Below are 7406 nucleotides of genomic sequence, written 5' to 3'. Positions count from 1 at the left end.
TTTCATACTCATTTTTGCTTTTCCTATCATGTTAGTATATCTAAAGCTATGATATTGTTTTGCACTTGTGAACTGTCTTTCTATTGTTTCTTTTCTTTGCTTGTATTCAGCTTTTCCTGCTTTAGTTAGTCTATATCTTTCACAATAGTCTATGTATTCTTGCCAGATATGTCTAATTATTACCTTTACCTTGCTTTTACTTTTTGTACATTTAATTAGACTTGGGCAGTTTTCACATAAACTTTTCTTGCTTTGATATATTCTGTATCCTTCTTGGTTTGTTGTTGAGTATAGTAATATTTTGTTTTCTGGACATATATAACAGTCGTTTATTTCGTCATATTTGTATTGTTTTGGATAGAAAGATTCTTTATCGTTTCTTCTTCCTTTTGGTTTTATATATGGTAAGACTGGCATTATCCATTTTTCTATTAGCTCTTTTGCTATTGCTGGTATCTTATATCCTGCATCCATTACTATTTTTTCTGGCTTATATTTTTCTAAATTTTCTTTGAAGAATGATGGGAAAGTTGTTGAGTCATGTAGGTTTCCTGGATAGGCTTTGTATCCTAAGCTCCATCCATTTTTGTCACATGATGTTTGGATTGAGTAGGCATATACTTCTTTATGGTTTACTTTATGAAATAGTCCACTTTCTGGGTCTGTTGTTGATTGGGTGATTTCTTTTTCTACTAGTGTTTCACCTTCTGGGTAATCGAAGTCATCTTTACCATTGTTGTTTCTGTCTTTGTTTACTTCTTTTTCTAGTTTTCTTTGATATGATTTTACTTTGTTCTTTATTTTTACTTTCTGATTTTTATGTCTGTTGGCGTGAGCTTTTACATGGGTTGAGTCTACAAATTGTATTTTTGTGTCTACGAATCCATAATTCATTGCTTGGTCTAGGATATTTTCGAATATTTGATTGAATATGTCTGTATTTTTAAATCTTCTTTCATAGTTTTTACCGAAAGTTGAAAAGTGTGGAACTTTATCGTAGAAGTCCAGTCCTAAGAACCGACGAGGCTATGTTTACTTCTACTTCTCTTATTGTTTGCCTCATGCTGTTTATGTTGAAGAAGTATTGTAGGATTACAAGTTTTATTAATACTACTAGGTCGTATATGAAGTTGAAGTCTATGTGTTTATCTATTTTTCTTAATATGTGATTTTTTGGAACTAGTTGTTCTACTGATACCATTTGGACTTGTTCAGTATTATTATTTTCGTTTTTATGTAGAATAACTTCCTCCATCTTTAGTATATTTATACCAATAGATGGCTTGATTTAAGCGTTTATTATATAGACAAAGTAGATGAAATTGCGTTTTTCATCTACTTTGTCTACAGTCTGAAGCAAGATACTTCTTGCTTTTTTTATTTAAATAATAGACATTATCAATTGAAGAGTATAATAATATTGGAGGATATTATGGCTAAAAAAATTGATATTAATAAGGCGATTTATGATTTAGTTAATCGTGATGATAAATTGAAAGAAGATCTTATAGGTCTTGGTTTTAAAAATCTTTCCAATCCTCTTATGCTTAAAACTATGGGCAAAAAAATGTCTATTAGACGCGGGGCAAAGATGGTTGGAATTGACAATGTTGACAAAAAGTTAGAAGATTTGGGATATGAAATTATTAATTCTTATGATGATCTAGAGGTTAAAAATAGAAGAGAACTCATTAAATCTTATGTAAAAAGATTGTCAGAAGGGGAAGATCTTGAAAGTGTTAGAGAAGATTTTGTAAAAAATTTCGAAAATGTTTCATCTTCTGAAATTATGGATGCTGAGGAAGCTCTTCTTGAAGGGGGAGTTGATAGGGCTGATGTTCAAAGGCTTTGTGATGTACATTCCTCACTTTTTCATGGGAAAACGGAAAGTGAAGGAGGAAAGGATTTGAAATTAATTAATATTTCTGGTCATCCTCTTAGGTTTTTCTTTTTGGAAAATGAAAAAATTAAAGAACTTATCGATTTAGGAGAAAACAGTCAAGATTTGGAAAAAATTAAAGATATTTCTAATAAGATCACTTCACATTATAGGAAAAAGGGGGATTTGATTTATCCTTTGTTAAAGGAAAATTATAAAAAGCCAGGTCCATCTGAAATTATGTGGGGCGTGGATATAGGAATTTCTAAAAATTTCAAAAAAGCTTTCAAAAAATCTGATTTTGATGATGTCAAAAAAGTATTTGAAAGAGCAAGGGAGATGACTTATAAGGAAGAAAATATCTTGTATCCTTTGATGGAAGATGTGATTTCAAATGAAGATTTTTTGGGACTTTATGAGGATTTGAAGGATTATCCTGATGATATAATCAAAAAAGAAATTTGGGATGATGGAGAAAATACAAATAATGAGAAAGATTCTATGGATGGATATATTAATTTTTCTAAGGGAAAGATGAAAGTTGATGAGCTTGAGGCCCTTCTTGATACTTTAGAAATTGAGATAACTTTTGTAGATAAAAATGATATAAATGCTTATTATAATAATATAAAGGGTGAAAAAATTTTTAAAAGGGCTAAGACATCTTTGGGAAGAGAAGTTTATTCATGTCACCCACCCCAAGTTGAGCCAATTGTAAGAAAGCTTATCGGTGAATTTAAAAAAGGTAGCAAGGATAAATTTCAAATCATAAAAAACATAAAGGGCAATGACCACGCTGTGACCTACTATGCAGTTAGGGATAAGAACGGAAATTATTTAGGAGTTTTGGAAACTGTCCAAGATCTTTCTTTCTACAAATCCTATCTTGATATTTGGGATAAGGCTAAGAAGAAATAAAAAAAAGACTTTTAATCTTTACATAGATTAAAGGTCTTTTTTAATTTAAAAAATTGGTGGGCTTATGGCGAATATTATTGCGCAATCTTCTTTTCCTGGGTTTTTCCATCTGTGTTTTGTTCCGCTTGGGATTCTTACTGAATCTCCGTTTTGAAGTAGGTATGTGCCTGTTTCTAACATCAATTCTATTTTTCCAAGTGAGCAAACTGCAACTTCTTCTCCTTTATGTATATTAAAATCATCTGAATTATATTGAAAACCTGAAAGTTTCATCTCACAAAGTTGCACATCGCCTTTCATATCCGGACTTAAAAGATCGTAGCTTAGTTGGTATTCTTCTGAATTTGCTCTGCCGCTTGTAATTCTTATTCTATTTTCTTTTTTTACAATCATAGCAGCTTCTTTGTTTTCTTCTTCAAATAAAGTAAACATTGGAACGTCTAAATTTTTTGAAATTAATTTTAATGTATTTAAAGAAGGATTTGCCTTCCCACTTTCGATTTGACTAAGCATAGATGGAGATACGTCAATATCTTTTGCTAGTTCTTTGAGTGATAATTTTTTTATACTTCTAAATTTTTTTATATTTGATCCTAGCTTATCTATTTTAATCACCCTTTCTATATTTTTGTTTGCTTTATTATTATACCATTGATTTTATTTTTTATAAAAGCTTGACAATGTTTTCTTCTGTGATAGAATTAAATTAAATTAAATAAAGTTTAATATAATTTAATTAGGAGGTAAAAATGGACATCACGAAATTTGTTGAAAGAGAACCGGTATTAAAAGAAGTGGCAGAAAAAAAGGAAACAGTTTGGATTAATAAAAAGAAAAAAACTGGCGAAGAAGTTTGGAAAAATTTTCCTTTTGATGAAAACGATATAAAAGATGCTGAGGACAGATTAAAAAGATTTGCTCCTTTATTGATGGAATATTTTGACGATACGAAAGCTACAAATGGAATTATTGAATCTCCTCTTAAAAAAATTCCTAATATGGAAAAAGTTTTAAAGGAAAAAACTTCTTTGGAAGGAAATTTATATTTAAAAATGGATTCTCACTTGGCTGTTGCTGGCTCTATTAAGGCAAGAGGAGGAATTTATGAGGTTTTATACCATGCTGAAAAACTTGCAATGGAAGCTGGAATGCTAAAAGAAGATGATGATTATAGAATTTTAGCTAGTGATAAGTTTAGGGAATTTTTATCAAAACATACAATCCAAGTTGGATCTACTGGAAATCTAGGTTTGTCTATTGGAATTAGTTCAGCAACTTTAGGTTTTAAAGTTATTGTTCATATGTCAAATGATGCCAAACAATGGAAAAAAGATTTGTTAAGATCAAAGGGCGCTGAGGTTGTAGAATATGATGGAGATTTTACAAAGGCAGTTGAGCTTGGTAGAAAAAAATCTGACGAAGATCCAAATTCTTATTTTGTTGATGATGAAAATTCTTCTACCCTATTTTTAGGTTATGCAGTTGCTGCAAATAGAATTAAAAAACAAATAGAAGATCAAGGAATAAAGGTTGATAAAGACCATCCAGCATTTTTCTATCTTCCTTGTGGAGTTGGTGGATCACCAGGTGGAGTTTCTTTTGGACTAAAAAAAGTTTTTGGAGATTCTTGCCACATTTTCTACATTGAACCAACTCATGCCCCATCTATGTTGATTGGAATGGCTACAGGATTAAATGGAGATATTTGCGTACAAGATTTTGGAATTGATGGAAAAACAGAAGCAGACGGACTTGCTGTTGGAAGACCATCCGGTTTTGTTGGAAAGGTAATGGAGCCTATAATTTCTGGAATTTTTACAATGAATGATAACAAATTATTTGATTATATGAGAGATTTAAATAATAGCGAAGGAATAAAAATTGAACCTTCAGCTTGCTCTGCTTTTGAAGGACCAATAAAATTATTTGAGTACGAAGAAAGTAGAAAATATTTGGAAGAAAATAATTTGCTTGATATTAAAGAAAATATAAATCATTTTGCTTGGGCAACAGGTGGAAAACTAGTTCCAGATGAAATAATGGAAAAATATTTAAAAACTTATTTATAATTGGAGGATAAAATGAACACATCAACCTTAACAGTCGTAGCTTTATTTTTATCATTATTTATATTGATATTTGCTACAGTAAAATTAAAATTGCATCCATTTTTTGCTCTATTAGCAGCAGGGTTTTCTTTTGGAATAATTTCTGGAATGCCACTTTCTGATATGCTAACAGCTTTCCAAGAAAGCATGGGTTCTACTATAGCAGGAATTGGAATTGTTATTGCCATTGGAACAGTTACAGGATATTTACTTGAAAAAAGTGGAGCTGTAGAAACTATGGCTCAAACAATTTTAAAAATAACAGGAGAAAAACATGCTGCCTTGGGACTTGCTATAACAGGATATTTTGTATCAATTCCAGTATTTTGTGATGCAGCAGTTGTTCTTCTTGCTCCAATTGCAAAAAGAATTAGTAAAGATACAAAAATTTCTATGACATCAATAGCAGTTTCATTAACAATGGGACTTCATGCAACACATATGTTTGTTCCACCAACACCAGGTCCACTTGCAGTTGCAGGAATTGTTGGAGCGGATTTAGGATACGTAATAGCTTTTGGTGCATTAGTGTCAATACCAGTAATGTTAGTTGCACATTTTTATGGAGAATTCATAGGAAAAAAATACTATGTTCAACCAAAACATGAAATGGAAATTGAAAAAGACCAAAAATTACCATCAGTATTTATGTCATTTGCACCAATAGTTTTGCCAATTGTCTTGATGCTAGTAAAAACTTTTGCGGATATGATGACAAAAGATGCACAAAGTGCAAATACTTTATTAAATATAATAAGCTTTATTGGAGAACCAATGATTGCTTTGTTAATAGGAATGATCATAGCACTAATTTCTTATAAAAATTTAAATAGAGATGATAAAGAAATTCATACATTTGACGGCGGATTTGGAGAAGCTTTAAAAACAGCTGGACAAATAGTTTTGATAGTAGGAGCAGGTGGAGCTTTTGGTGGAATATTAAGAGCATCACAATTACAAGATATTTTAATAAACTTTTTCTCAGGAATAGATATAGGAATCCTTGCACCATTTATAATTGGAGCAATATTTAGAACAGCAATCGGTTCAGGAACAGTTGCCATGGTTACAGCAGCAAGTATGCTTGCACCACTTTTAGGAGTTTTGGGTATTTCAAGTCCAATGGGACTAGTTATTGCAATGCTTGCTTGTGCATCAGGTGGATCAATGATTTTCCACGCAAACGATGATTTCTTCTGGGTAGCAACTTCAACATTAGAAATCGATACAGGTCTTGGATATAAATCATTCTCAATAGCATCAGTTCTTCAAGCTCTAACAGGTTTGGTAGTAGTTTTTGTTTTAAAATTAATACTTCTTTAATAAGGAGAAAAAATGAAATTAACTGAATTAAAAACACCATCAATAATTTTAAATCTTGATGCTTTAGAAAATAATATAAAAAAATTTCACAATTTGGCGATAGAAAATAATAAAGAAATATGGCCAATGATTAAAACACACAAATCTAGCGAAATTTTAAAAATGCAAAAAGAAAACAAGGCGAGCGGAGTTTTATGTGGAACATTAGATGAGTGCGAAAAATCGATGGATGCTGGATTTGAAAATATTATGTACGCATATCCAGTTTCAGACGAAATTGCAATAGAAAGAATAATAAATTTATCCAAAAAAACCAATTTTATAGTAAGAATTGATAATCTAGAAACAGGAAAACTAATAAACGAAAAAGCTCATCAAAAAAATACAAAAATCAACTATACTATAATTGTAAATTGTGGTTTAAACAGATTTGGAATAGAAAAAGAAAATATTCTAGAATTTGCCGAAAAAATGAAAGAATTTGAAAACTTAAATTTTGTAGGAATTTCATCCCACCCAGGTCATGTTTACTCAGCATCTCTTCCAGAAGAAGTGGACAAATTTGTACAAGATGAAATCGAAACTTTGGCTTATGCGAAAAAAGTTTTGAAAGATGCGGGTTACGAAATAAAATATGTTACTTCAGGATCAACTCCAACATATTTAAAGGATGTAAAAGATGATACAATAAATGTATTTCATCCAGGAAATTATGTATTTTTGGATGCAATCCAAATGTCTTTGGGTATCGCAAAAGAAAAAGACTGTGCCCTAAGAGTTTTGGCATCAGTCACATCAAATCCAAGAGAAAATACCTTTATGGTAGATGCAGGAGCAAAATGCCTTGGACTTGATAAGGGAGCACACGGAAATGATTCGATAAAAGGTCATGGAGTAATAGTTGGACATGAAAATTGTTTGATAGAATCCCTATCAGAAGAAGTAGGAAAAGTTCAAGATGATAAAAAGGGATTAAAAGTTGGACAAAGAATCCAAATAATTCCAAACCACTCATGCTCAACAGCAAACCTAACAAATTATTTTTACGGCTACAGAAATGATGAGCTTGAAAAAATAATAGAAGTTGACATAAGAGGAAACTCCCAAAAGCAAAAAATATAAAATAAAAAGATGAGGATTAATTTCCTCATCTCAGACTGTAGACAAAGTAGATGAAA

7 protein-coding genes and 1 pseudogene are annotated in these 7406 nt (G+C 31.0%); 4 read left to right on the top strand and 4 right to left on the bottom strand.

Translation table 11 applies throughout. The annotated features are described in order from the left end of the window. The 3 genes and pseudogenes from HMPREF2852_RS06130 to HMPREF2852_RS09610 form a co-directional block, all read right to left on the bottom strand. The coding region (locus HMPREF2852_RS06130; RefSeq protein WP_148130555.1) for a transposase at positions 1-894 on the bottom strand (894 nt) is incomplete at its 3' end. Between the two features lie 63 nt (positions 895-957). Further along, positions 958-1008 (bottom strand): annotated as a pseudogene (locus HMPREF2852_RS10285) (hypothetical protein); the annotation flags it as partial. After that, on the bottom strand, positions 992-1255 hold the full coding sequence (locus HMPREF2852_RS09610; RefSeq protein ID WP_083306972.1) for a transposase: 264 nt from the start codon (positions 1253-1255) through the stop codon (positions 992-994). The pseudogene HMPREF2852_RS10285 and the gene HMPREF2852_RS09610, both read right to left, overlap by 17 nt. 177 nt (positions 1256-1432) lie before the next feature. Here HMPREF2852_RS09610 and HMPREF2852_RS06125 point away from each other — a divergent pair, with 177 nt between their 5' ends. After that, the gene (locus tag HMPREF2852_RS06125; protein ID WP_070606669.1) at positions 1433-2797 is read left to right on the top strand and encodes a DUF438 domain-containing protein; all 1365 of its coding nucleotides are present in this window, start codon (positions 1433-1435) and stop codon (positions 2795-2797) included. A 45-nt stretch (positions 2798-2842) separates the two neighbouring features. Here the strand turns inward: HMPREF2852_RS06125 and HMPREF2852_RS06120 are convergent, their stop codons facing one another. Then, entirely contained in the window at positions 2843-3412 is a 570-nt protein-coding gene (locus HMPREF2852_RS06120) for a helix-turn-helix domain-containing protein (RefSeq protein WP_070606666.1), read from the bottom strand. A 134-nt stretch (positions 3413-3546) separates the two neighbouring features. On the opposite strand from HMPREF2852_RS06120, the gene dsdA reads away from it, so the two are divergent. The 3 genes from dsdA to HMPREF2852_RS06105 are packed head-to-tail and all read left to right on the top strand — an operon-like array spanning position 3547 to position 7350. Then, the gene (gene dsdA, locus HMPREF2852_RS06115; RefSeq protein WP_070606662.1) at positions 3547-4866 is read left to right on the top strand and encodes a D-serine ammonia-lyase; all 1320 of its coding nucleotides are present in this window, start codon (positions 3547-3549) and stop codon (positions 4864-4866) included. Between the two features lie 12 nt (positions 4867-4878). Then, a complete protein-coding gene (locus HMPREF2852_RS06110; protein ID WP_070606658.1) occupies positions 4879-6228 on the top strand; it encodes a GntP family permease in 1350 nt (449 codons plus the stop codon). Positions 6229-6240: 12 nt separating this feature from the next. After that, positions 6241-7350 (top strand): alanine racemase, encoded by a 1110-nt coding sequence (locus HMPREF2852_RS06105; protein WP_070606656.1) that lies wholly within the window; start codon positions 6241-6243, stop codon positions 7348-7350. Positions 7351-7406 lie beyond the last annotated feature (56 nt).

It is taken from the genome of Anaerococcus sp. HMSC065G05 (assembly GCF_001812365.1).
GTDB lineage: Bacteria > Bacillota > Clostridia > Tissierellales > Peptoniphilaceae > Anaerococcus > Anaerococcus vaginalis.
The sequence above is the reverse complement of the archived record's forward strand: the minus strand, read 5'-3'. Positions and strand labels throughout refer to the sequence as shown.

Excerpts from the sequence above, each read along its gene's own strand:
- HMPREF2852_RS06105 (WP_070606656.1), top strand. The coding sequence starts at position 6,241 with ATGAAATTAACTGAATTAAAAACACCATCAATAATTTTAAATCTTGAT.
- dsdA (WP_070606662.1), top strand. The coding sequence starts at position 3,547 with ATGGACATCACGAAATTTGTTGAAAGAGAACCGGTATTAAAAGAAGTG.
- HMPREF2852_RS06110 (WP_070606658.1), top strand. The coding sequence starts at position 4,879 with ATGAACACATCAACCTTAACAGTCGTAGCTTTATTTTTATCATTATTT.
- HMPREF2852_RS09610 (WP_083306972.1), bottom strand. The coding sequence starts at position 1,255 with ATGGAGGAAGTTATTCTACATAAAAACGAAAATAATAATACTGAACAA.
- HMPREF2852_RS06125 (WP_070606669.1), top strand. The coding sequence starts at position 1,433 with ATGGCTAAAAAAATTGATATTAATAAGGCGATTTATGATTTAGTTAAT.